Below are 22,899 nucleotides of genomic sequence, written 5' to 3'. Positions count from 1 at the left end.
ATCTGTTCGGTGACCATGCTCGACATGGTCGAGCGAAGGACAGGTTTTGGACCTGCATGTAGCTTCATCATGGCGTGCTCCTCATCATCATAATAATCTCAATCACTTGTCATCATGACGCCACTTCATTTTTGCATCCATATGCGCCTCCAGGCCTTGACCGATCAGGGTGACACTCAGCGCGGTAATGAAGATCGCCAGACCGGGAATCAACACCAGGGCCGGGGCACGATCCAGGTAGGGCAGCGCCTCCGCGAGCATCGCGGCCCAATCCGTGTCGGGCGGCTGCACCCCGAGCCCCAGGAAGGAGAGGCTTCCCACCGTGATCAACTTGTGGCCGAATCGCAGGAACGCAATCGTGGCAAGCGGCCTCAGGACATTGGGAATCACGTGGTACACGATAATGAAGGTACGTGAGCAACCGAGTATCTCCGCTGCCCGGATATAATCCTTGGAGTTGATCTCCAGGGCCAACCCGCGCGTCATGCGGGCAAACGGCGTCCAGCCGGTCAGGGTGAGCGCCAGGATCAGCGTGCCATAACCCGGCCCCAGGATGGCGACCAGGAACAGGGCCACCAGCACATCCGGAAACGAGATCATCAGATCCACGAGGCGCATCAGGAATTCGTCCACGGCGCCGCCGACCCGGGCACTGATCACGCCCAGCAAGGTTCCAACGACGGCCGAAATCACCAGGGTGATGGCCGTAATGGAGACCGAGAACTGGCCGCCGTAGAGCAGACGGCTGAAGACGTCCCGGCCCAGATGATCGAGCCCCAGCCAGTGCTCTGCACTGGGGCCCGAGAAGCGACCCGAGAGAGTCATGCTCGAAGGATCATGCGGAGCCAGCCAGGGCGTGAGAAGCAACAGGGCGATCACCGTGGCAAACACGATGCTGGCCAGCAGCAGCGTACGGTTGTGCCGGGAGAGGTGGACGAGGAAGGACCACGCCAAGTGGACGTTGCCCATTCTGGACCTCAGGCCCTGCACACCTCCCGGGGACATGGGGGTATCAAGCTGCGGCATTGTCGAACCTCACTACCGGGTTGAGTACGGTGTAGGCCAAGTCCGTGAGCGTATTGATCAGCACGGCAAAGGTGACGATAGCGACCAGACCTGCCTGAAGGACCGGAAGGTCGCCATTGACGATCGCCGTATAGACCAACCGCCCCATGCCGGGCACTGCGAAGATCACCTCGATGACGACCGCACCGCCCAGCAACCCGGCCATCCACATGGAGAACAGCGTGATCACGGGCAGCAGGGCATTGCGCAGGCCATGGGCGATCAGCGTGCGCCGGACGCTCAGGCCGCGGCTGTGCGCCGCCACGATATGAGGTGAATTAAGGACATCGACCATTGATGCCCGCATGACCTGGGTGAAATAGCCCATGGGACGCAGCGACAGGGCCAGGGCCGGCAGGATCACCGACTCCGGCCCCCGCCAACCTGCCGACGGCAACCATCCCAGATAGAGGGCGAAGACCAGGATACTCATGGGGGCGAGCCAGTATTCGGGTACCGCCACAAACGCCTGGCTAAGCGATTTGACCGTCGTGTCGAAAGAACCGCCTTGCCGCAGGGCAGCGATGCTGCCGACAGGAACAGCCACCGCGAAAGCGAAGCCCAGAGCAGAAAGGGTCAGGACGATGGATACCTTGAGCGCCGACCAGACCTGCTCGATGACCGGCTCACGACTCATGTACGAATTGCCAAAATCTCCGGTCACAGCTTTGCCCAGCCAGTCCAGATACTGCACCAGCAGCGGCTTGTGCATTCCCAATTCGATGCGCAGCGCCTCGATGGCGGCCGCATCCAGATCCAGGCGACCGAAGCGCGCCCTGGCCAGTGCCCGTACCGGATCCGTGTCTCCTATGTAGGGAATCAGGAAGACCAGAAACGATACGACCAGCAGCGCCAGTGCAAGCACCGCGAGTCGGCGCAATATGAAAATAGGCATTCTGTCAGCCCTCTCCAATGATCGAATGAACCCCGCACTTCAGCGCGGCACAGTGGTTCGGGAAACGCCGATATGCTGTGCTCGCCAGCGTTTCCCTCCAGGAGTGTCATTACTGGGAGTTGAGCTTCAGGTCCTTGTGCAAGGCGGTGCGCTCGTAGGCATGCACCTGATAGTTCTCTACGTTCCTGGCGACCGCCTCGCTGATGGTCTCGTGGATCAGGAACACATTCACCGCCTCCTCCTGCAAGCGTGCCGCGAGATCCTGGTAGATGACGTTACGCTCCTCAGGGTCCACCATGCCGCTCGCTCGTTCCAACTGGGCATCCACTTCCGGATCGCAAAACCCGGCTAGATTGTAACCACCGTCACAACTGTAGTCCGCGACCAGCACGCCGGCCGGATCCCCCACATCGGTCAGGTAACCTCGCGACATCAAAACCATGTCGAAATCACCCGCAAGCAGCTGTGGTTCGATAGCGCCATATTCCGAGACTCGAATATTCACTCTTATCCCCAACTGCTGGAGCTGGAACTGAATGACGGCGGCGAGGTCGGCCAGCACCGGCCGCTCTACATAAGCCAGGAGTTCGAACTGCAACTCACTTGCCGGCACGCCCGATTCCGCCAGCAACTGATGAGCACGCTCCAGGTCCTGAGGCATGGCAGCGGCATTCTCCGGCGCCCAGGGCGTGTTCGGAGAGAACTGGCCCACTGCCGGGTTGACCGAGCCTTCATAGACCGCCTCGGCGATGCCTGTCAGGTCGATGGCGCTCTGGATAGCCTGACGAACCTGCATGTTGTCCAGTGGCGCGGCACGATTGTTGAGATAGAGCGAGGTGGTCCGCGGCGCCTCGATGGTCTTCACTTCCACTCGCTCCGAGCGCTCCAATTGCTCCAACGCTGAGGCCGGCACCTGGCGAGCGATGTGAATCTCGCCGGTTTCCACCATCACGGAACGCACCTGCCCGTCAGGAATGTAGCGCACCTCCGCTTCGGCCAGTTGCACCTCGCCGCCCCAATAGCCGTCGTTGCGCTTGAGCTCCAGGCCCTGGCGGGGAATCTCGCGAACAATCTCGAACGGCCCGGTGCAGTGCCCCACCGGGTTGATGCGATCGTCGACGAATGCCGCTGGTGCGAGGAAGCCGGTTTCAGTACTGGCCAGACGGTTGGGCACGAAGACGTCCGGCTCATTGGTGGTAATACGCACGGCACGCTCACCGGCTGGCTCGACGGAGTCGATCACACCGGGATTGAAGCTTCGCGGCGGAGACGATGCGTTCAACACTCGGTTGAGCGAATCGCTAACCACTTGCGGCGTCAAGGCAGTGCCATCTTGAAATGCCACTCCCTCACGCAACTGGAACTCCCATTCCGTTGGCGACACCTGTTCCCAGGACTCGGCCAGCGCCGGCTTTATCGAGGCGTCGTAGTCCATGTACGTGAGCGATTCCAGGCAGCCGGCCCGCGAGAGTATGTAGGAGTCGATGGTCTCCAGCGCCCAGCCCGACGCCGGGGTGAAGAGCTCGCCGAAGACGACCTTCCCGTCGGGGGCTGCCAAGGCGGAAGCGGATATCGGACCGATCATGGCAGCGACCACCGCTCCTTTAAGGAAGGGGGGAGTCACCTTCAAACAGTTTCGAATGCTCATTATTGCCTAGCCCTCATATTTGTTGTTGTTGCCATGTAGCGCGTCGCCACGGACTCACCAGCGGGCATCCCGCCCATCATTCTCCTGATTCTTGCTTCGTCATAGGGTAAAAGATATATTGACTAAGGTATGTTGTAAACAATATTTTGTAAACCACAGATGATGATGTCAAAGCACACCTAGGTACAGCAGTCACGAGGAAAGCACAGCATGGAAAACGACTATCTAGAGGAGCTGGATCGCGCGCACCTGGTCCATCCGGTGGCCTCATGGAGCGAGCAGGAGCGCCGGGGGTCCACGGTTCTGGAGTCCGGCAGTGGCGCCTACCTACGTGACAAGGAGGGGCATGAGTACCTCGACGGCTTTTCCGGCCTATGGTGCGTCAATATCGGTTACGGTCACCAGAGCGTGGTGGAAGCGGCGACTCGGCAGATGCAGCGCCTGCCCTATGCCACCGGCTACTTCCACTACGCCAGCGAACCATCCATCCTGTTCGCCGAGGCCATCGCCCGGCGTACACCGGGGGACTTGAACCATGTGTACTTCACCTTGGGCGGGTCCGACGCAGTCGATAGTGCAGTGCGCTTCATTCGGTACTATCACAGCGTCACCGGAGCACAGCAGCGCAAGCATTTCATCGCCCTTGAACGGGGTTACCACGGCTCCACCAGCACCGGCTCAGGGCTGACCGCCCTGCCTGTCTTCCACGACAATTTCGATGGGCCATCGTCGTTCCAGCACTACATCCCTTCTCCCTATCCCTATCGCAATCCCATCGGTCCCGACCCGGATGCCATCATCACGGAATCAGTTCGGACACTACGCGCCGCCATCGAACGCCTTGGAGCCGAGAACGTGGCAGCATTTTTCTGCGAGCCCATCCAGGGTTCGGGGGGCATCATCGTGCCCCCCAAGGGCTGGCTAAAAGCGATACATGGCGTGTGCCGGGAATATGGTGTTCTGATGGTGGTGGACGAAGTCATTACGGGCTTCGGTCGCACAGGCCCGCTTTTCGCACTGGAGGAAGAAGACGTCGTGCCGGACCTGATGACCATGGCCAAGGGCCTCACTTCGGGCTATGCCCCGCTGGGTGCCGTGGTGATGAGCGAGCGCGTCTACCGGGGTATTGCTGACAACGCTCCCGAGGGCAAGCCCATCGGCCACGGTTTCACCTACTCTGGCCATCCCGTGAGCTGTGCTGTCGGGCTGGAGGTGCTGCGAATCTACGAAGAAGGCGGGCTGCTTGCCAATGGCCGACAGGTGGGCGCCCACTTTCAGCAACGCTTGGCCGAACTCGCGGACCATCCGCTGGTTGGTGAGGTGCGTGGACGGGGCCTCCTGGGTGCCTTGGAGCTGGTCACCGACAAGGTGAACAAAACCAAACCGGCAGCGTCACTCGACCTGGCAGGCCGACTCCTGACGATGGCCAAGGAGCGCGGGCTGATCTTTCGCGCTTTCGCTGACGACATCCTGGGCTTTGCGCCACCACTGTGCTGTACCCACGAGGATATCGATCTGCTTATTGATCGCCTGTCTGCGACGCTGGATGCGGCATTAGCTCAGCCGGACATCCAGAAAGCGCTTCACCGCCCCCTTGGATCAGTGCCAGCCGCATAGCCCCTTGACCTTCCAATGATGGGAAGGTCTATGTTTCTAAATACACGAACAACTACGGCACATGAGAGGAACTTAGACCATGCCAAGCAACCAAGTCAGCTCGACAGGGTCGACTGCCCAGTTAGCTCCTGATACCAGCGCCTCCTACTCCCTGGGCATCGAAGGCATGAGCTGTGCCTCCTGCGTGGGCAGGGTCGAAAAAGCCATTCTCAACGTAGCGGGCGTCGACGAGGTTGCCGTCAACCTGGCCACCCAGCGCGCCCAGGTGACGTTCGCCACCGACAAGGCGGACATCGCCGGGGTCGCCCAAGCGGTCGGTGCCGCCGGTTATCCCGCCGCGACCGACACCATCGAACTGACGGTCAAGGGCATGACCTGCGCCTCCTGCGTCGGTCGGGTGGAACGCAAGCTCGCCGGCGTGCCCGGCGTGCTCGAGGCCAACGTCAACCTCGCCACATCGACGGCAACCGTCCGTGTCGTCGCCGATACTGCCACTCCCGCCGCCTTGACCAAGGCCATCGTAAATGCGGGCTTTGATGCCGAGGCGGTAGGCGACACGCAGGATCGCAGCGACCGCGAGCGTGTGGCCCGCGACCAGGAGATCGGCGAGCTTAAGCGTGCAGTGACCGTGGCGGCCCTGTTTACCCTGCCCATCTTCGTGCTGGACATGGGCTCACACTTCATCCCCATGATGCATCACTGGCTGCATATGACCGTGGGCCAGCAGAACCTCTTCTATCTCTTCTTCGTACTGGCGTCGGTGGTGCAGTTCGGCCCCGGCCTGCGCTTCTACAAGAAGGGCTGGCCGGCGCTGATGCGCGGCGGCCCGGACATGAACTCCCTGGTGATGCTGGGTACCTCCGCCGCCTGGGGCTATTCGGTGGTGGCCACCTTCCTGCCCCAGGTGCTGCCGGCCGGCACGGTGAACGTCTACTTCGAGGCCTCGGCGGTGATCATCACGCTGATCCTCGTCGGCCGCTATTTCGAGGCCATCGCCAAGGGCCGCACCAGCGAGGCGATCAAGGCGCTGATGAAGCTCCAGGCCAAGACGGCCCGCGTGGTCCGTGATGGCGAGGAGATGGAGATCGCCATCGACGAGGTGCGCCAGGGCGACATGGTGCTGGTACGGCCCGGCGACAAGGTCCCGGTGGACGGCCAGGTTACCGACGGCAGCTCCTTCGTCGATGAGTCGATGATCACCGGCGAGCCCGTGCCGGTGCGCAAGGAGGCCGGTGCCGAGGTAGTGGGCGGCACCATCAACAAGGTGGGCAGCTTCACCTTCCAGGCGACCAACGTCGGTGCCGACACCCTGCTGGCGCAGATCGTGCGCATGGTCGAGCAGGCCCAGGGCTCGAAGCTGCCCATCCAGGCCCTGGTGGACAAGGTCACCAACTACTTCGTGCCGGCCGTGATCGCCGTGGCCCTGGCGACCATCGCCATCTGGTTGATCTTCGGCCCGGCCCCCGCGCTGACCTTCGCCTTGGTCAATGGCGTGGCGGTGCTGATCATCGCCTGCCCCTGCGCCATGGGCCTGGCCACCCCCACATCCATCATGGTGGGCACCGGCAAGGCCGCGAAAATGGGCGTACTGTTCCGCAAGGGCGAAGCGCTCCAGTCGCTGCGTGACGCCACGGTCATCGCCCTGGACAAGACCGGGACCCTGACCAAGGGCCGGCCAGAGCTCACCGACCTGGTGGTGGCCGGTGATTTCGCCGAGGCCGAGGTGCTGCAACTGGTGGCCTCCGTGGAGCGCCAGTCGGAACATCCCATCGCCGAGGCCATCGTCAACGCCGCCAAGGCACGCGGGATGGAGTCCGATACCGTTCAGCATTTCGAGGCCGATCCCGGCTACGGCGTCGCAGCACTGGTCAACGACCGCCGTGTAGAGGTCGGTGCCGACCGCTACATGCGCAAGCTGGGGCTGGACGTGGACGTCTTCGCCAAGGCCGCGCATCGTCTCGCCGACGAGGGCAAGAGCCCGCTCTATGCCGCCATCGATGGACGTCTGGGCGCGATCATCGCCGTTGCCGATCCGATCAAGGAGTCCACACCGGCCGCCATCCGCGCCCTGCACGCCGAAGGCCTGCAGGTGGCGATGATAACCGGCGACAACCGGCGCACCGCCGAGGCCATCGCCCGCCGCCTGGGCATCGACAAGGTGGTGGCCGAGGTGCTCCCCGACGGCAAGGTGGATGCGGTGAAGAGTCTGCAGGCCGAGGGCGGCGTGGTGGCCTTCGTCGGCGACGGCATCAATGACGCCCCGGCGCTGGCACAGGCCGACGTGGGCATCGCCATCGGTACCGGTACCGACATCGCCATCGAGTCCGCCGAGGTGGTGCTGATGTCCGGCGACCTGCGCAACGTGCCCAATGCCATTGCACTGTCCCGGGCCACGCTGCGCAACATCAAGCAGAACCTGTTCTGGGCCTTCGCCTACAACACGCTGCTGATCCCGGTGGCGGCCGGCGTGCTGTTCCCTGCCTTCGGTATCCTGCTCTCGCCGGTCTTCGCCGCCGTGGCCATGGCCGCCTCGAGCATCTGCGTACTCACCAATGCCCTGCGCCTCAAGGGATTCCGGCCGCCGATCGCGATCGCGGCGGATGAGGCCGCGGCACCGAAGCAGCAGGTGCCGCAGGCTGCCTGAATGCCCCCGCGCCCCCGGCATGGCGGGGGCGCGCAAATGACATTTGGAGAACAACAACATGCCCTATGACGTTCAAATAGCGACAGCCGGCAAGGCCGTCAGCGTGGAGAATGGCGATACCATCCTCGATGCCGCCATCATGGCGGGCATCGCCTACCCCCACAGCTGCCGCGCCGGTCGTTGCGGCGCTTGCAAGTCCCGGCTGGTGGAAGGTGAGGTCGAGCTGTTGCCGCATACTCGTTTCTCGCTCACCGAGGAGGAGCGTGATGCCGGCCTGGTACTCGCCTGTCGCGCACTCCCACGCAGCAACTGCACCATTTCCTGGCTCAAAAACGACGAAGCGCTCGCCACTCATCCGCTGCAACAGCTGCACTGCGTCGTCGACGAACTCGACGATCTCACCCATGACATCAAGCGGGTACGCCTGCGTGTAGAAGGCGACCTCCCTCTCGCCTTCACTGCCGGTCAGTATGCCCAGGTGACTTTTCCTGGCTGCCCGCCGCGGGAGTACTCCATGGCCAACCGGCCGGATGAGTCAGTACTCGAGTTTCACATCCGGCATGTTTCCGGCGGTGCCACCAGTGCCCATGTAGCTCGGGAGCTGGCTGTAGGCGACCCCGTCCGGGTGGAGGGCCCTTTCGGGGACTCCTATCTGCGCGAGGCCCACAGCGGCCCCATCCTGATAGTGGCCGGCGGCTCGGGTCTGGCGCCGGTAAAGTCGATTCTGGAAACGGCATTGGCCGCCGGCATGCGTCAGCCGATCCACTTCTACTTCGGGGTACGGGATGAGCGTGACGTCTACCTGGCATCTTATTTCCAGGAGCTGGCCGTGAACCACGACAACCTGCAGTTCGACGTCGTGCTCTCGGCACCCAGCGGCACCACCGAGCGCAGCACCGGCCTGGTGACAGAGGTGCTGGCAGCCCAATGGGACCGGGTGAGCGGCTGCCGGGCGTACCTGGCAGGCCCCCCACCCATGGTAGAAGCGGCCAGCGAGCTGCTGCTGGCCCACGGCATACCGGCGGATAGCATTCACGCGGACGCTTTCTACACCTCGGCCGACCGCGAGCCCACGACGACAGCAGAGCCGGCCAGCCCGGACAATGCCAAGAGTGCTTGTTCATGCTGTCACACCGCCTCCTCGTAGCTATTACAGTACCGAATCACGGACCTGGCGCCAGCCGGCGGCCTGGAACGCACAGGAGTGGAAAGGAAATGGCGACAAGCTTCGTTTACAAGGCAGACCCTGAGCGTGGCCGCGATTGGTCACGGCTGTTCGCCGAGAAAGCCCCCGAGCTGGCCTTTTCTATATGGCCCGAGACCGGGGACCCTGAGGCCGTGCGCTATCTCGCGATGTGGCAACCCCCGGAGAACCTTGCCGAGCGCTTCCCCAACCTGGAACTGGCGTTCTCCATTGGTGCCGGCGTCGACCAGTTCGACCTGAAAGCCATCCCCGACCATGTGCCACTGCTACGCATGCAAGAACCAGGCATCGCCGCCACCATGCAGGAGTATGTCGCCATGGCGGTGCTGGCGCTGCACCGCAACCTGATCGACTACATCGGCCAGCAGCGCAGTGCGACCTGGCAGGCCTTGCGGGTGCGTCCCGCCTCGCAGTGCCGCGTGGGCATCCTAGGCCTGGGCCAGTTGGGTACCTCCGTGGCACAGCGGCTGACCAGCCTGGGCTTTGCCTGCCATGGTTGGAGTCGAACCCGCCGCCATTTGGAGGGTGTGGAGTGTTTCGCCGGTGACGACGAGCTGACAACGTTCCTCTCCAAGAGCCAGGTGCTGGTCTGTCTTTTGCCGTTGACCGACCGGACCCGCGGCATTCTCAATGCCAAGCTGTTCGCCCAGCTGCCGTATGGCGCCTCGCTGGTCAATGTCGGCCGTGGCCCACATCTGGTCGTATCGGATCTACTCGATGCCCTGGAGCGCGGTCAGCTGTCGGCGGCAGTGCTGGATGTATTCGACCCCGAGCCCCTGCCTGCCGATCACCCGCTGTGGCATCACCCTCGAGTCCTGATGACACCCCATATAGCCAGCATGACCCAGCCGGAAGGTGCAGTAGACATGGTGCTGGACAATATCGCCCGCCATCGAGAGGGTCGCGAGATGATCGGACTCGTCGACCGTCAGCGTGGCTATTGAGCACCCCACGACTCACTAACGAGAAAAAAAGGAACCGACATGAACCAAGCGACAACCCTTTTGCGTGAGCAGTGCTATATCGATGGGTCCTGGGTCGCAGCCGCCAATGGCCGCACCCTAACTGTGCACAATCCCTCGACCGGCGAGGCCATCGGTCATGTGCCCAGCCTCTCCGCAGAGGAGGTCCGCGGCGCCATTCGCGCTGCTGAAGTGGCCGGGGCCTCCTGGGCAGCGTTGACCGCCAAGGCACGCGCCGTCATCCTGCGTCGCTGGTTCGAGCTCTGCATGGAACAGCAGGAGGCTCTGGCGCAATTGTTGACCCTGGAGCAGGGCAAGCCGCTGGCCGAGGCGCGTGGCGAGATCGCCTATGGCTCCGCTTTCATCGAATGGTTCGCCGAGGAAGCCAAGCGGGTCTACGGCGATATCATCCCCAGCACGAGCGACGGTCGGCGCACCCTGGTGCTCAAGCAGCCGATCGGCGTCGTGGCGGCGATCACGCCGTGGAACTTCCCCAATGCCATGATCACCCGCAAGGCGGGTGCCGCCCTGGCGGCGGGCTGCAGTATCGTCATCAAACCCGCCAGCGCCACGCCGTTCTCGGCCCTGGCGCTAGCCGAACTCGCTGAGCAGGCCGGCGTGCCAAAAGGGGTCCTCAACATCGTCACCGGCCAGGCGGCGGTAGTCGGCAACGAGCTGACCGATAACCCGGCGGTACGCAAACTTACTTTCACCGGCTCCACCGAGGTCGGAAAACAGTTGATGCAGCGCTGTGCCGATACCGTCAAGAAGGTCTCGATGGAGCTGGGCGGCAACGCTCCCTTCATCATCTTCGACGATGCCGACCTGGATGCCGCGGTTGCCGGGGTAATGGCCTCCAAGTTCCGCAATACCGGCCAGACCTGCGTCTGCGCCAACCGGGTATTCGTGCAGAATGACATCTACGATGCCTTCGCCGACAAGCTCAAGGTGGCTGTCGAAGCGCTCAAGGCCGGAGATGGCTTCGAGGAAGGTGTCACCCTGGGGCCATTGATCGACGAGCGAGCGGTGGCCAAGGCCAGGGAGCATATAGAAGATGCCGTCACCCGCGGAGCCCACCTGCTGACGGGAGGTGTAGCGCACGAGCGCGGCGGCAACTTCCTGCAGCCTGCGATCCTCACCAACGTTCCGCGAGGTGCCTTGCTGATGCGTGAGGAGACCTTCGGCCCGGTAGCGCCGCTGATCCGCTTCGACAGCGAGGAAGAGGCGATAGCACTGGCCAACGACACGCCCTTCGGTCTGGCCAGCTACTTCTATACCCGCGACCTGGCACGTTCATGGCGCGTGGCGGAAGCCCTGGAGTTCGGCATCGTCGGCTTGAACGAAGGCATTATCTCCAGCGAAGTGGCGCCGTTCGGCGGCATCAAGGAGTCGGGTATCGGCCGCGAGGGCTCGAAGTACGGCATCGACGATTACGTGGAGATCAAGTATCTGTGCGTCGGCGGTATTCGTTGACTCGAGAGGCACGCCCCGGCAGCGAGGGGCCTGCGAGGAATGGGCGGAATTCCGGCTTTTACAGCGTGACGCGAATTGTGCCAGAGAGGCCCATCAAAAAGGATTTTTGTGCTTCACGGGCCACCGATTAGACATCATCTGCCAGCCCCTGGATGGTCTAATCGACTCATGCGAGTCGCAAAGGCCACCTCGCTATCAACCCCTTGCACAAGGATAACGACATGAGCATATTCCGTCCCAAATTCATTACCTTCGACTGCTACGGTACCCTGACCAACTTCCAGATGGGCAACTTGACGCGCGAGTTCTTTGCCGCTCAGATTCCCGAGCCTGAACGCATGGATCGTTTCGTCGACGATTTCAGCGCCTATCGTTATGACTCTGTATTGGGTGAATGGCGGCCCTACGTCGAAGTTCTCAAGTCGGCTCTCGAACGTACCTGCGCACGCTGGGGCATCAAGTACGATGATACGATTGGGCAGAAGTACTATGACGCCGTACCGAGCTGGGGGCCGCACCCGGACGTGATCGAAGGCCTATCGAAGATTGCCGGCAAGATTCCGCTGGTCATCTACTCCAATGCCAGCAACGACCAGATCGCCTCCAACGTCGCCAAGCTCGAGGTGCCGTTCCACGAGGTCTTCACCGCCGACACATTCAAGGTCTACAAGCCGCGCTTCGCCGCCTTCGAGGCGATGATCGACACGCTTGGCTGCGCGCCGGAAGAGCTGCTTCACGTTTCCTCCAGCTTCCGCTACGACCTGATCCCGGCGCATCTGATGGGTATCAAGAACAAGGCGTTCGTCAATCGCAATCACGAACCCTACTGCCAGGACTACGGCACTACCGAGATTCGTGATATTCGTGGTCTTCCGGCACTCGTCGGTCTCTGATTATCGACCCGCTACCCGAGGCATGCCATTGGCAACGCCTCGGGTATTCGACACCGGAAAAGGAAGGAATCACGTGGTGTGGGTTCCGCCTACACCCCGAAGGGATAGGTATCCGGCACCTACTCGGGTCGCCACAGATCGCCCTTGTCGAACGGCTCCACGGCCTGGGTCTCATCGACGTGGAAGACGGCGTCGAACTGCTGGGCCACCGATGCCTTGAAGTAATGGCTGATGCGCTCCGACTCGGGGCGATAGATCACGCCGATGGCTCGCTCCCACAGCGGTTCCTTCAATGGCGCGGCGCGCTCGCCGAGGGGCAGGTAGAAGTCACCGGCACCGCTGTCGTGGAACAGCCGCTCGATGCTGCCCTCCATTGAGGGCCGCACCCTGCGATGCTCCACCGGGCCGTCCCAGTCATGGGCCGCCGAGACGAAGCCGGTATGGGTGGTGAAGCCCACCAGCAGCGCTTGGTCGGCACCGAAGCGATGGCGCACCAGCTGGCCGACATTGTGCTGGCCGCGGTGCCAGCCCATGTCGGTGAAGGCGGCATCGCCCAGGTGTGAGTTGTGCGCCCATACCACCAGCTTGCCCTGCCCGCCCTGGCGACGCAGGTGCTCACGCAGCTCGACGATGGTGTCGGTCATGTGCTCGTCGCGCAGGTTCCAGGTGTCCACCCGCGAGCCGAACATGGCCCGATAGTAGTGCTCCGCACTGACCACCACGCGGGCGTTCTGCTCGGCGAAGAACTGCTCGTCCCGCGAGCGCCGGCCATCCTCACGCAGGTAGCCGGTCGATTTCTCGAACAGGTCGGCAAGCAGGCGCACGGCAGCATCTTCGCAGACACGGCTGAGACCGAAGGCGGCGTTGTGGCCGTAGCGAACCGGGTCGCCGCCATGATCGAGGCAACCGTATCCTTCGCGGGCGAGACGCGCCTGCTCGTGGTCGATGCCTTCCAGATACTCGATGACCGCCTCCGCCGAGCGGTGCAGGCTGTAGATATCCAGGCCATGGAAACCGACCTGTTCATGCCCCCCCCTTCGCGGCATTGTGCTCCTCGAGCCAGCCGATGAAATCGCGAACCTCGGTGTTGCGCCACATCCACTGCGGAAAGTGCTGGAAGTCGTCGAAGGCGCTCTTCAGAGTGTCGTCGCCTTCGCCGTGGGCGTAGCGATTGAGCCGCAACGCATCGGGCCAGTCTGCCTCGACGATCACCGCCTCGAAGCCCTTCTCGCGGATCAGCCGCCGGGTGATCTCGGAGCGCATGCGGTAGAACTCGGCCGTGCCGTGGGAGGCCTCGCCAAGCAGCACCAGTGGTCGCTCGCCCACCTGATCCAGCAGGTCGTCGTAATCGACACTGCGACCGTCGAGCGGCTTGGCGTTGTCACGGATGTAATCCTGTGGAGTCGTCATGATCGCACCTCCTCCATGAAGGCTGGTGACTACTACCAGAACTGTAGAAACCGACTCCGCTTTCACTCAAGGGATTGAACTCACCTTCTCAGTATCACCAGCCAGCGCCCTAAGTTGAGAATGCTCGCCAGCGACGCCGCCACGTAGGTGAAGGCGCAGGCGGTCAGCACATGGCGGGCGCCGGGCATGTCGTAGGGGGGGACGTAGTCCTTGAGCAGCGGCAGGGCCCGCTGGAAGCTGGCGTCGAATTCCACCGGCAAGGTCACCAGATGCACCAGGGCCGCCGTGCCGAAGCTGATCACCGCGGCCACCACCACGATGGCCAGCCCACCCGGCAAGCGGGTCAGAATAAACAGGAAGGGAGCCGCCATCATCAACAGGGCGCCGATCTTCTCGGCCTTCTGCGCCACGCCCACCAGGCGAGCTCGGGCGATCAGCGGCGCGTAGCCCTGATGATGCTGGATCGCATGCCCCACCTCATGGGCCGCCACCGTCACCGCAGTGAGGGAGCGTCCCTCGTAATGATCGCGTGAAAGACGCACCCGCCGCGCCTCGGGATCGTAGTGATCGCCGTGCTCGGTCAGTTCCACCTGTACCCCCTCGATGCCCATTCGCCGCAGCAGGTGTTCGGCCAGCTCGGCACCGGTACCGGGATAGTCGTCCCGGCCGCGGGAGTGACGCGCCAGCACCCACTTGGCCCAGGCATTGGGAAGCAGGAAAATGGCCAGCAGCATGGCGATCAGCAGCACGATCATCGAGGGTCTCACTCCGGCAGGACAGATCACGGCGTCTCAGGGTTTGACCAAGCCTACCAGAGCGGGTTTCACGGTGTAGAGGGAAGCACTGGCAATATCAGCGTCAGATCGTCTCTTCGCGGGAATCCCGGCGCACCGCCTGCAAGCCCTTCTCGGAGATGAAGCCCCGGTCATGGGCATGTACCGCCATCGCCGTGCTATCGGCAGCAAGCATAAGTTCGCAGTCGGTATGGGCGATCTCCTCGCGCAGCAGGTCGATGGCTCGCTCACGGTCGGCTCGGCTGTCGACGCGTCGAATATAGATGGCCTTCACCCGGCCGGGATGCTCCTTGACGATGCGGGTGTAGACTTCGGGGTCGTGCTGGCCGCTGTCGCCGATCAGCACGCAGGGCAGGTCATCGAAAAGTTCCAGCATGCGGGTTATCAAGGCGTACTTGTGCTCTTCGGCACGCCGCGGCCAGGGCCTTCGCCAGGTGATCCCCCACTCACGCAGGAACAGGATCGGCCCCACCGGAATGTCATTCATCTGGAAGAATTCCTCGAGCATTTCGTAGATGCTCCAGGGGCCCCGCGAGACATACAGGATCGGACGACGCGCCTCTTCACTCTGGCCGATATAGAGCGCCTGGTAGAAGGCAGCCACGCCGGGAAAGGCGGTACGCTGGTGGGCCTGCTTGACGAACAGCCGGTAGAGCATGCGCAGCTTGTCGGCCACGCCGGTATACATCACCGTGTCGTCGATATCGCTGATCACCAACAGGTCGGTGTCTTCCGGAGGAATATAGACATCGGTGAAGCTGTGGATGGGCTCCGCCCCGTCATGGGTCACGACGTGAAGGTCGGCGCGATGCCAGGAGGTGTCCAGTGGCAGCGGCTCATGCAAGACGAGCTTCGCGTTGAAATAGCCATCATGATCCGTGGTCACGGTGATGTCGTTGCCACCGAGGGTGACGTGCACCTCCACATCGGGCAGCCCTCGCCTGACGATGCGCCGCGCCACATCGGCGACATCGCGCAGGGCACCATAGCGAGGAATGACACGCCCCAGCCTGGTCTGGCGGAAGACACGCCCCATCAGGAATGCCTCGCGGGCGGAGCCATAGCCACGGTAGGGATGGACCACGAGACCGCCACGGCCGCGGTCGCTCTTCATCGGCCTGGCGACGGCGCGTAGCAGGCGCCGGATCCGTTGCGGTGCCCGGGGGCGATCAGCCATCAGGCGGAGTGCCCGGCAACAGCATCACGCCATGGTCTCGACTCGGCCTGTTCAAGCTGCATGATGGCTCTCCTTGTCCTGCCCGTGTCGTCCTGCCCGTGTAGCCCCGTCCTTCCCTGCCCGCACTGCGTGCCTGGCCCCTGCCCATAAACCGGAAGGCGTACTGGCCAGTGTGAAGCATTGCGTCCCAAGATCAAGCCAGTCGGCGTCCCTGGCACGGTATGTCCATACAACGCAGCGATTCGCTCGCGCAGGCATCTGTGCAGTGTTTCCCTAACTCACCAGGGAAAACACCATGCCAAGCAGCGCACAGGCGCCCAGCACCTTGAGCATGCCCAGCTTGTAACGGAAGATCGCCAGCATGGCCCCGGCAGAGAGCAGCAGGGCCAATGGATCCAGGGTAGCCAGGTCGGGAATCAGCAGCCGCAGGCCCACCCCGCGCCACTCCCCCACGTCGCCGAACACCACATGGATGCCGAACCACACCGCCAGGTTGAGCACCACACCCACCACGGCGGCGGTGATCGCCGTCATCGCGCCGCTCAGGGCGGCGTTGTCGCGCAACCGCTCCACGTAGGGGGCACCGAGGAATATCCACAGGAAGCAGGGCACGAAGGTCACCCAGGTGGTCAGCACCGCGGCAAAAGTCGCCGCCACCCAGGGGTCCAGGGTGCCCGCGTCGCGAAATGCCCCCATGAAGCCGACGAACTGCACCACCTGGATCAGGGGGCCGGGAGTGGTCTCGGCCATGCCCAGCCCGTCGAGCATCTCCCCTGGCGCCAGCCAGCCATAGTTCTGAACCGCCGCCTGGGCCACGTAGCTCAGCACCGCATAGGCACCGCCGAAGGTGACCACGGCCATCTGGCTGAAGAAGGTGGCGATCTGGGTAAAGACACTGTCGAAGCCCAGCACGGCAATGAGCAGCACCACCGGGGTGAGCCACAGGGAGAGGAAGATGGCCGAGACCTTGAGCGACCAGGCCCGGTTGACGCGGGCATGATCCGGCAACTGCTCGCCGAGCAGCGACTCGCTGTCGGCAAGCCCCCTCTCCCCGTTGGCGCCATGGCCGCCCCCCACCTGGAACAGCGGCGAGCCCGTCCGACCGCCGAAGTAGCCGATCAGGGCCGCGGTAACGATGATCAGGGGGAAGGCGATGTCCAGAAAGAAGATAGCCACGAAGGCCGCGGCGGCAATGCCCAGCATGACGTTGTTCTTCAAGGCCCGCTTGCCGATCCGCACCACGGCGTTGACCACGATGGCCAACACCGCCGCCTTGAGGCCGAAGAAGAGCCCTTCGACCAGGCCCACGTTGCCCAGTGCCGCATAGAGGTAACTGAGTGCCAGGATAGCAATGAACCCCGGCAGCACGAAGAGTGTGCCCGCCAGGAGACCACCCCGGGTGCGATGCATCAGCCAGCCGATGTAGATCGCCAGCTGCTGCGCCTCGGGGCCGGGCAGCAGCATGCAGTAGTTCAAGGCATGCAGGAAACGGTTCTCGCCGATCCACTTCTTCTCTTCCACCAGGATACGGTGCATGACCGCGATCTGGCCCGCGGGCCCGCCGAAGCTCAGCAGGGCGATACGCAGCCAGACATGCACCGCCTCGCGGAAGGGAACATCATGGGGGACGGCATTGGGCGGCATAGGAGTTCCTGGTTTGGTATGGAAAAGCGATTCGACAGCCGAAAAACGAAGCCCCGCTATATTAGCAGGGCTTCGTAGATAGCATTAACAAGGCTTCGAAGACAGTATTAGCAGGGCCTCGAAGACAGCAGGATGACGCGATCAGCGTTTCAGCAGGTCACGCACATCCTTCGCCTCCCAGTGCGGGAAGTGCTTGCGCACCAGCGCGTTGAGATCCGCCTCGAAGGCCGCCCAGTCGACCTCACCGCTTGGCTTGGCACCGTCTTTCACGATGGAGCGAATCATCCCCGCCCCCACGGTGACGTTGGTCAGCCGATCGATGACGATGAAGCTGCCGGTGCCAGGGCTCTGCACATAGGGGTCCAGGGGCACCGCGGCGGTCAGCTCGACGCGGCAGCGGGCGATGGCATTGAGCTCGAGCTGAGCGGTGCCGTGCCGCTCCAGGGTGTTGACATCCACCTGGTGGTGAATGGTGCTCACCTGGCCGGAGACCGAGCGTCCCGCCAGGCGAATGTCTACCTGACGGCCCGGCGCCAGGGGCTGCTCGTGCATCCAGACGATATCGGCATCGAAACTGTTCGACAGGGCGATATCGGCATCCTCGGCGACGATCCAGTCCCCACGGGAGATATCGAGCTCGTCTTCCAGGGTGACGGTGACCGCCTGGCCCGGCCAGGCGGCTTCCAGATCGCCGTCGAAAGTGACGACCCGCTCGACGCGGCTGGTCTTGCCCGAGGGCAGCACCTTGACCGCAAGCCCGGGGCGCAGCACGCCCGCTTCCAGGGTGCCGGCATAACCGCGGAAATCCAGGTTCGGGCGGTTGACGTACTGCACCGGAAAGCGCAGGTCGACCACGTTGCGGTCCCGTGCCACCTCGACGGTTTCCAGCAGCTCCAGCAGGGCCGGGCCGGGCTCACCCTCGACGGTGTACCAGGGCGAGCGGTCGCTGCGGTTGACCACGTTGTCGCCTTCCAGCGCCGAGATCGGCACGAAGCGGATGTCGGTGGCCGACAGTTGCTCGGCGAAGCGACGATAGTCGGCGACGATCTCGTTGAAGCGCGCCTCCTCGAAGCCCACCAGGTCCATCTTGTTGACCGCGATCACCAGGTGCTTGATGCCCAGCAGGTCGGCGATGAAGCTGTGGCGCCGGGTCTGGGTCTGCACGCCGTAGCGGGCATCGATCAGGATGATCGCCAGGCTGGCGTTGGAGGCGCCGGTGGCCATGTTGCGGGTGTACTGCTCGTGGCCCGGGGTATCGGCAATGATGAACTTGCGCTTGTCGGTGGAGAAGAAGCGGTAGGCCACATCGATGGTGATGCCCTGCTCGCGCTCCGACTGCAACCCGTCGACCAGCAGCGCCAGGTCCACCGCTTCGCCGGTGGTGCCACTCTTCTTCGAGTCCCGGGTGATCGCCGCCAGGTGGTCGTCGAAGATCATCTTGGAGTCGTGCAACAGCCGGCCGATCAGGGTCGACTTGCCGTCGTCCACGCTGCCGCAGGTAATGAAGCGCAGCAGGTCCTTGTTCTCGTGCTCGTGAAGGTACTGCTCGATGTTTTCGGCTATCAGGTTGGACTGGTGTGACATTAGAAGTACCCCTCGCGCTTCTTCTTCTCCATGGAGCCGGCCTGGTCGTGATCGATGGCACGGCCGCTGCGCTCGCTGGTGCGGGTCAGCAGCATCTCCTGGATGATCTCGGGCAGGGTTGCTGCCTTGGACTCCACCGCACCGGTGAGCGGATAGCAGCCCAGGGTACGGAAGCGCACCCACTTCTCCTCGGGCACTTCTCCCTCGGCCAGCGGCATGCGGTCGTCGTCGACCATCACCAGCATGCCGTCTCGCTCGACGACCGGGCGCGGGGCGCTGAAGTAGAGCGGCACGATGGGAATCTGCTCAAGATGGATGTACTGCCAGATGTCCAGCTCGGTCCAGTTGGAGAGCGGAAAGGCGCGAATCGACTCGCCCTTGTTGATGCGGGCGTTGTAGAGGTTCCACAGCTCCGGCCGCTGGTTCTTGGGGTCCCAGCGGTGAAACTTGTCGCGGAAGGAGAACACGCGCTCCTTGGCTCGGCTGGCCTCCTCATCCCGGCGAGCACCGCCGAAGGCGGCATCGAAGCCATACTTGTTCAGCGCCTGCTTGAGGGCCTCGGTCTTCATCACGTCGGTATAGCCGCTGGAACCGTGGTCGAAGGGGTTGATGCCGGCGGCACGCCCCTCTTCGTTGGTATGCACCAGCAGCTCCATGCCCACCTCAGCCGCCATGCGATCGCGGAACTCGATCATTTCGCGGAACTTCCAGGTGGTGTCCACGTGCAGCAGCGGAAACGGCGGCGGGCCGGGATAGAAGGCCTTGCGCGCCAGGTGCAGCATCACCGAGGAGTCCTTGCCGATGGAATACATCATCACCGGATTGGCAAACTCGGCGGCTACCTCACGAATGATATGGATGGACTCGGCTTCCAACTGCTGGAGATGGGTCAGGCGCTGGGTCGAAAGAGACGCCTGCGCCGTCCCGGCAGCCTGGGCGGACGGCTCGCGTGCGGGTGCATGAAGACTGGTCATCGGCCCGGGTACCTCGCATGACTAAGGGCAAGAAGGATCATGCGACACAGGTTAACGCCGGAACCATAATAACGTAAAAGAATGATTGCCTATCTTTTTAGTCGATATATGAATAACGCTACGCTATCAGAGGTCGACACGCTCCACCCAGGTCAGCCACTCGCCGTCGGCCAGCTCCACGATGCGATAGCCGGGACGAGAGGCCTCGTCGATGGCGAAATCAGCCGAGCCGGGCAGGAACTGGTCGGTCGTGGAGGGGGTACCGTAGATGGCCACCCCCTGCCGATGGCTGGCCAGCGCCTGGTGAATGTGACCGCAGAGGATCATTTTCACCTGAGGAAAGTCGGCCAGCGTCTGCCACAGGACGTCGCGATCCTTTAGCCCGATGGCATCGAGCCACTCCGAGCCCAGGACAAGCGGCGGATGGTGCATGGCCAGCAGCGTGGGCCGGTCGTCCGCTCCCAGCCGCTCGACCAGCTCGGCAAGACGCGTTTCCCCGATCTCGCCATGGGCCTGGCCAGGTACGCTGGTATCCACCGTCAACAGGCGCCAACCGCCGAGATCGACCTCCCGATGGATGGCCTTGACCGGCTCCATCAACTGGGGCTGGTCGTGGTTGCCGGCCAGCCAGAACCAGGGGCAATCCAGCCGCGACAGCACCCCATGGGCCAGCTCATAGGAGGCGGCGGTCTCGTCCTGGCTGATATCGCCGGTGACCAGCACCAGATCGGGATGCTCACCGATGGCGGCGTTCACCACCGCCTCGAGTTGGCGCAGGGGGAAGCCGGCCCGGGAGCGTGCCCGGGGATCGGCATGGAGGTGGCAGTCGGTGATCTGGACGATACGCATCAGGGCAGCTCGCTCATCAAGGTAACGCCCTCTTCAAGGCAGTTCGGGCAGGTCGGCGGGGTGGCCGTGCGCCAGGCCATGGGCCAGCCACTCGCCAAGGAAGCGATTGAGCTGCAGTTTTTCGTCGGGCTGGAACATGCGCAGGTTGGGGTAGCGGTAGCGGCCGTCGAAGTGGCGTTCGCGCTGAAAATCGGTGACCTCGGCCATGCGCACGTCATGATAGAGATGCACCCGCATGCGCGGCGGCTCGATGAGCCCCTCCATGAGACCGCTCTGGGTCACCCGCGCCATGGTGGTATAGGGCGCCTGCTCGAGTATCTCAAGATGCAGGATGCCGAAGCGGCCGTTCTGCCCGGTCAGCTCCAGCTGTCGGGTTTCACCCGCGCCCAGGTCACCCAGCAGCTGGGTCAGGCGCAGGTAGTTGGCACTGCATTCACCCTGCAGGCCCTTCAGATCGGTCACATAGGCGGTTCTTGCCACGCTACCTCCTCGCTCTCAGAGATGCTCGCTCGGCAGCCAGCCAGTAAATGGCGATAAGACACATGGCATTGTCGAGTCGGCCAGCCTGCAGGAGTTCCCAAGCCTGAGTAAACGGTAGCACGTGAACGCGAATGTCCTCGTGCTCTTCGTCGAGCCCATGCACGCCTCCCAGGCCCCCGGAGTCCACGAGGGCACAGTAGAGGGTGACCCGCTCGTCGCAGGCACCCGGGCTCGGGTAGTAGGTATGCAGTTCGATCACTTCGTCGACGGGGCAACCGGCCTCCTCCATGGCCTCGCGACGAGCCACCTCGGCCCGGCTCTCCCCCACTTCGACCAGGCCGGCCACCACTTCGAGCTTCCAGGGCGAAACGGGGTCAGCCAAGGCACCCGCGCGAATCTGCTCCACCAATACGACGCAATCCCGCTCCACATCGTAGAGCAGCACCCCTACGGCATCATGACGGCAATGCACCTCGCGCACCACCTCGCCGCTCCAGCCACCGTCGAAGAGCCGATGGCGAAGGTGCACCTCCTCCAGGCGAAAGAAGCCCTGATACAGGCAGCGCCGTTCGCGCAGCTCCACATCGTCCGCCGAAAATGCGGGGAGAAGCGTGATCTCGCGACTCTGGTCGTAGTCGAGGTTCTGGTCGTGGCTGTTGGACATGCCATTCTCCAATCGACGAATGGCGACCATTATCATGACCGGGGCCCGAAATGCCAACTACCGTGCGGTCAGGGCGACCGGCACGGCAGCGAAGGGCAGGGCCAGGAGGAGGGTTTGAGGAAAAGGGTTGAGGAAGAAAGAGTCAGGCAGAAAGGATCAGAGCGTCCCCAGCAGGGCTCGGGCCTCTTCCCGCAGCGCCTCGTCGGATGTCTCCCGGTCCGGACGCGCCGTGCCATCCACGGCACGCTGGGCATGTTCGCGGGCCTCCTCGCGGCGCCCTTCATCCTCCAGGAAAGCGGCATAGTAGAAGTTCACGTCGATGCCGTCCGGTCGAATCTCCAGCGCACGCTGGAACATCCGCTCGGCGGTATCGCTGTTGCCGAAGCCGACCGGACGACCCGGCGCGCGGTCATACAGCGCCCCGAGTGTCACGTAGGCAGAGCCGTTACCCCCTTCCGGATCGAGTTCAATGGCCTTTTCCAGGGCGTCGCGGGCGCTGCGCGCACTGCCAAGTGCGCCCAGACCACTGCGCTCACGGGCATGAGAGGCCTCGATGATGCCATACCAGATCAGCGGCTGGGCCTCCCCGGGATGGGCCTCTGCCAGGCGCTCGGCCTCGTCGGCGAGCGACTTCAGGGCACGCCGGCGTTCACCCTCGGCGCGCTGTGTATTGATCTGTTCCCAGCGCTGCTTCAGCGCTTCCACGTCACCTTCCCAGGCGACGGCGCTGCCGAGTGGGGCCAGCGCGATGCCGATGCCCAGCGCAACGGCAAGTAGATGGTGTCGAATCATGTCCGGTCTCCTTGGGGTTATTCTTGAACGGTACGACGGGGTCGTCCATGCAATGTAACGAACGTTTGAATGAACTTCCAGTTTCCGTTCTGACGCTTGGCCAGCACCGGGAGAATGGCGTATGTTGCGA

The 22,899-nt window shown here is 63.2% G+C and carries 20 protein-coding genes; 6 read left to right on the top strand and 14 right to left on the bottom strand.

Annotated features, from left to right (window positions below):
• Positions 1 to 102 precede the first annotated feature (102 nt).
• The 3 genes from LY622_RS21540 to LY622_RS21530 form a co-directional block, all read right to left on the bottom strand.
• The gene (locus tag LY622_RS21540; protein ID WP_234289697.1) at positions 103 to 969 is read right to left on the bottom strand and encodes an ABC transporter permease; all 867 of its coding nucleotides are present in this window, start codon (positions 967 to 969) and stop codon (positions 103 to 105) included.
• 43 nt (positions 970 to 1,012) lie between these two features.
• Complete coding sequence (locus LY622_RS21535) at positions 1,013 to 1,960, bottom strand: ABC transporter permease (RefSeq protein WP_234289696.1); 948 nt, start codon at positions 1,958 to 1,960, stop codon at positions 1,013 to 1,015.
• A gap of 109 nt (positions 1,961 to 2,069) precedes the next feature.
• On the bottom strand, positions 2,070 to 3,545 hold the full coding sequence (locus LY622_RS21530; protein ID WP_234289695.1) for an ABC transporter substrate-binding protein: 1,476 nt from the start codon (positions 3,543 to 3,545) through the stop codon (positions 2,070 to 2,072).
• A 273-nt stretch (positions 3,546 to 3,818) separates the two neighbouring features.
• Here LY622_RS21530 and LY622_RS21525 point away from each other — a divergent pair, with 273 nt between their 5' ends.
• The 6 genes from LY622_RS21525 to LY622_RS21500 all read left to right on the top strand — a co-directional run bounded on the left by LY622_RS21525 (position 3,819) and on the right by LY622_RS21500 (position 12,401).
• A complete protein-coding gene (locus LY622_RS21525) occupies positions 3,819 to 5,225 on the top strand; it encodes an aminotransferase class III-fold pyridoxal phosphate-dependent enzyme (protein WP_234292764.1) in 1,407 nt (468 codons plus the stop codon).
• Positions 5,226 to 5,304: 79 nt separating this feature from the next.
• A complete protein-coding gene (locus tag LY622_RS21520; RefSeq protein ID WP_234292763.1) occupies positions 5,305 to 7,869 on the top strand; it encodes a heavy metal translocating P-type ATPase in 2,565 nt (854 codons plus the stop codon).
• 58 nt (positions 7,870 to 7,927) lie between these two features.
• Positions 7,928 to 9,016, top strand: a complete 1,089-nt coding sequence (locus LY622_RS21515) for a 2Fe-2S iron-sulfur cluster-binding protein (RefSeq protein WP_234292762.1) — start codon at positions 7,928 to 7,930, stop codon at positions 9,014 to 9,016.
• Positions 9,017 to 9,084: 68 nt separating this feature from the next.
• Positions 9,085 to 10,017: a 2-hydroxyacid dehydrogenase gene (locus tag LY622_RS21510; protein ID WP_234292761.1), complete on the top strand. Its 933-nt coding sequence runs from the start codon at positions 9,085 to 9,087 to the stop codon at positions 10,015 to 10,017.
• A 39-nt stretch (positions 10,018 to 10,056) separates the two neighbouring features.
• Positions 10,057 to 11,508 carry an NAD-dependent succinate-semialdehyde dehydrogenase gene (locus LY622_RS21505; protein WP_234292760.1) on the top strand — a complete coding sequence of 484 codons (1,452 nt, stop codon included), beginning with the start codon at positions 10,057 to 10,059 and terminating at the stop codon, positions 11,506 to 11,508.
• A gap of 221 nt (positions 11,509 to 11,729) precedes the next feature.
• Positions 11,730 to 12,401, top strand: coding sequence for a haloacid dehalogenase type II (locus LY622_RS21500; protein WP_234292759.1), 672 nt, complete (start codon positions 11,730 to 11,732; stop codon positions 12,399 to 12,401).
• Positions 12,402 to 12,520: 119 nt separating this feature from the next.
• Here LY622_RS21500 and LY622_RS21495 read toward each other — a convergent pair whose 3' ends face one another.
• The 11 genes from LY622_RS21495 to LY622_RS21450 form a co-directional block, all read right to left on the bottom strand.
• On the bottom strand, positions 12,521 to 13,447 hold the full coding sequence (locus LY622_RS21495; RefSeq protein WP_255762675.1) for an erythromycin esterase family protein: 927 nt from the start codon (positions 13,445 to 13,447) through the stop codon (positions 12,521 to 12,523).
• Positions 13,425 to 13,811: an erythromycin esterase family protein gene (locus LY622_RS22520; protein ID WP_255762674.1), complete on the bottom strand. Its 387-nt coding sequence runs from the start codon at positions 13,809 to 13,811 to the stop codon at positions 13,425 to 13,427. The genes LY622_RS21495 and LY622_RS22520 overlap by 23 nt, the downstream gene beginning before the upstream one ends.
• Before the next feature lie 80 nt (positions 13,812 to 13,891).
• Positions 13,892 to 14,566, bottom strand: coding sequence for a zinc metallopeptidase (locus LY622_RS21490; protein ID WP_234292758.1), 675 nt, complete (start codon positions 14,564 to 14,566; stop codon positions 13,892 to 13,894).
• A gap of 103 nt (positions 14,567 to 14,669) precedes the next feature.
• On the bottom strand, positions 14,670 to 15,782 hold the full coding sequence (locus LY622_RS21485) for an App1 family protein phosphatidate phosphatase (RefSeq protein WP_234292757.1): 1,113 nt from the start codon (positions 15,780 to 15,782) through the stop codon (positions 14,670 to 14,672).
• Between the two features lie 273 nt (positions 15,783 to 16,055).
• Entirely contained in the window at positions 16,056 to 17,426 is a 1,371-nt protein-coding gene (gene chrA, locus LY622_RS21480) for a chromate efflux transporter (RefSeq protein WP_234292756.1), read from the bottom strand.
• Positions 17,427 to 17,567: 141 nt separating this feature from the next.
• The gene (gene cysN, locus LY622_RS21475) at positions 17,568 to 19,010 is read right to left on the bottom strand and encodes a sulfate adenylyltransferase subunit CysN (protein ID WP_234292755.1); all 1,443 of its coding nucleotides are present in this window, start codon (positions 19,008 to 19,010) and stop codon (positions 17,568 to 17,570) included.
• Positions 19,010 to 19,984, bottom strand: a complete 975-nt coding sequence (gene cysD, locus LY622_RS21470) for a sulfate adenylyltransferase subunit CysD (RefSeq protein ID WP_234292754.1) — start codon at positions 19,982 to 19,984, stop codon at positions 19,010 to 19,012. The genes cysN and cysD overlap by 1 nt, the downstream gene beginning before the upstream one ends.
• Before the next feature lie 126 nt (positions 19,985 to 20,110).
• On the bottom strand, positions 20,111 to 20,833 hold the full coding sequence (locus LY622_RS21465; protein WP_234292753.1) for a phosphodiesterase: 723 nt from the start codon (positions 20,831 to 20,833) through the stop codon (positions 20,111 to 20,113).
• A gap of 33 nt (positions 20,834 to 20,866) precedes the next feature.
• Positions 20,867 to 21,313 carry a DUF1249 domain-containing protein gene (locus tag LY622_RS21460; protein ID WP_234292752.1) on the bottom strand — a complete coding sequence of 149 codons (447 nt, stop codon included), beginning with the start codon at positions 21,311 to 21,313 and terminating at the stop codon, positions 20,867 to 20,869.
• A 1-nt stretch (position 21,314) separates the two neighbouring features.
• A complete protein-coding gene (locus tag LY622_RS21455) occupies positions 21,315 to 21,977 on the bottom strand; it encodes an NUDIX domain-containing protein (RefSeq protein ID WP_234292751.1) in 663 nt (220 codons plus the stop codon).
• A 156-nt stretch (positions 21,978 to 22,133) separates the two neighbouring features.
• A complete protein-coding gene (locus tag LY622_RS21450; protein ID WP_234292750.1) occupies positions 22,134 to 22,769 on the bottom strand; it encodes a tetratricopeptide repeat protein in 636 nt (211 codons plus the stop codon).
• Positions 22,770 to 22,899 lie beyond the last annotated feature (130 nt).

It is taken from the genome of Halomonas alkalisoli (assembly GCF_021412585.1).
GTDB classification, from domain to species: Bacteria; Pseudomonadota; Gammaproteobacteria; order Pseudomonadales; family Halomonadaceae; genus Halomonas; species Halomonas alkalisoli.
Note: the sequence above shows the minus strand (reverse complement) of the source record. Positions and strands in the feature narration are given on the sequence as shown.